This is a genomic window from Niveibacterium sp. 24ML (assembly GCF_026586805.1).
GTDB lineage: Bacteria > Pseudomonadota > Gammaproteobacteria > Burkholderiales > Rhodocyclaceae > Niveibacterium.
Genome location: NZ_JAPFHA010000064.1, coordinates 1 through 1,516, shown reverse-complemented (window position 1 = coordinate 1,516; position 1,516 = coordinate 1). Strand labels below are relative to the sequence as shown.

At 63.6% G+C, this 1,516-nt stretch carries 2 protein-coding genes and 1 pseudogene; 2 read left to right on the top strand and 1 reads right to left on the bottom strand.

All coding sequences use genetic code 11. The annotated features are described in order from the left end of the window. Both OPU71_RS21175 and OPU71_RS21170 read left to right on the top strand, forming a co-directional pair. The coding region (locus tag OPU71_RS21175; RefSeq protein ID WP_267730094.1) for a hypothetical protein at positions 1-212 on the top strand (212 nt) is incomplete at its 5' end. Between the two features lie 70 nt (positions 213-282). Next, positions 283-609, top strand: a pseudogene (locus OPU71_RS21170) (IS66 family transposase); the annotation flags it as partial. A gap of 78 nt (positions 610-687) precedes the next feature. On the opposite strand, the gene nadE reads toward OPU71_RS21170, so the two are convergent. Beyond that, positions 688-1,516, bottom strand: an 829-nt coding sequence (gene nadE, locus OPU71_RS21165; protein WP_267730093.1) for an NAD(+) synthase, incomplete at its 5' end; no start/stop codon positions are given.

Below are 1,516 nucleotides of genomic sequence, written 5' to 3'. Positions count from 1 at the left end.
CCGACAGTGCCCGCGTCACGATCAACCATTCGCCCTGGGGCGACAGCACCAACCACGCCACGCTCAGCGGCGCGGGCTTGGGCCTCAACTGGACTGGTCCGCAGCAACTCTCCGGGCGACTCTACTGGGCCACCCACATTGGCGATAAACCCGAGCTCGTTAGCACCGTTCCATCCACGCGACTCTGGGCTGAATTGCGCTGGGGGTTCTGAGGACGCGTAGCGCCGAAGCGTCCACGCGGCGCTGCTGCGAATTCGATGACAATGCGCACAGCCCGCTGCGGAAGCGTTGTGGCACTGGCAACAGGTCAGTGACGGCTCGGCCACCGCCATAGCCATCAACTGCAGCCTCACACGCTGGGCCGCGCTCACGCGTGGGGCGCTTTCGGTCGACAACGACCGGGTCGAGAACGCGATCCGGCTGATCATGCTCGGGCGTGAGAACTGGCTGTTTGCCGACAGCTTGCGCGCGGGACAACGCGCCGCCGCAGTCATGAGCCTGGTGCAAGCGGTTCGACCTAACGGCCACGGCCCCCTGCGCCTGCCCAAGGGATGTCCTGACGCGGTAAGCACGTCAGTCCGCCTGCCACATCGTTGGCAGTGTGAGTGATGCTCCCCTGCATCCATGCGGCGGGACGCGATCCGCAAGACTCCAAGAGGCGCCCGATCGTCTCCTGAGGCGCCGCGACTAAGTGTTCTGGCAGAAACGGATCGATCGCATCGATGACAAGCTTTGCGCGTGGATGAGACTGCGGTATCGAAGGTAGTCATCAGGGGTATCCGGTGAGATCAGAAGGTGTGACGCGCCGCGATCGGCATCTGTCGTCCGCTGCCAAAGGCGCGTTAGCGCAGCCGCAGGATCGGAGGCGCCTGGCGCCGCTTGTACTCGTTGCGACCGATCATGTTCTTGATGCGGGCAATCAGCGCGCGGCCGGCGTCGGTGGCGGTGAGGTCTGCCATGCGGGCCTGCACTGCAGCTTGTTCGGCCGCGCCGAGCCGGTCGCCTTTTGAGGATGTCGTTCAGAACGGGGTAGGGCGGCAGGCTATCGGTGTCCTTCTGGCCCGGGGCGAGTTCTGCTGAAGGTTCCTTGTCGATGATCGCGCGCGGAATCACTTCACGCCCGTCGGCGGCATTGATGTGGCGGCAGAGTTCGAATACCTCTGTCTTGTAGAGATCGCCAATAAGCCCCATGCCGCCGTTGGTGTCGCCGTACAGCGTGCAGTACCCGACGGAAATCTCGCTCTTGTTGCCGGTGGTCAGCAGCAGGTGGCCGTGCGCATTGCTGAACTCCATCAGGATGGTGCCTCGAACGCGTGCCTGAAGATTCTCCAGCTTGAGGCCTTGCGGCGCCGCGCCGGTCGATTGCGCGAAACCGGATTCAAACGCTGCCACGATTTCCCGGATCGGGTGCGTCAGCAGTTCAATACCCAAGTTGCGGCACAATTGTTGATGTCCCACCGAGTGGTGTAAGAGCGGAGGAGTTTGGGTTCGCCGTGCTGGCGCTGGAAGCGCCAGC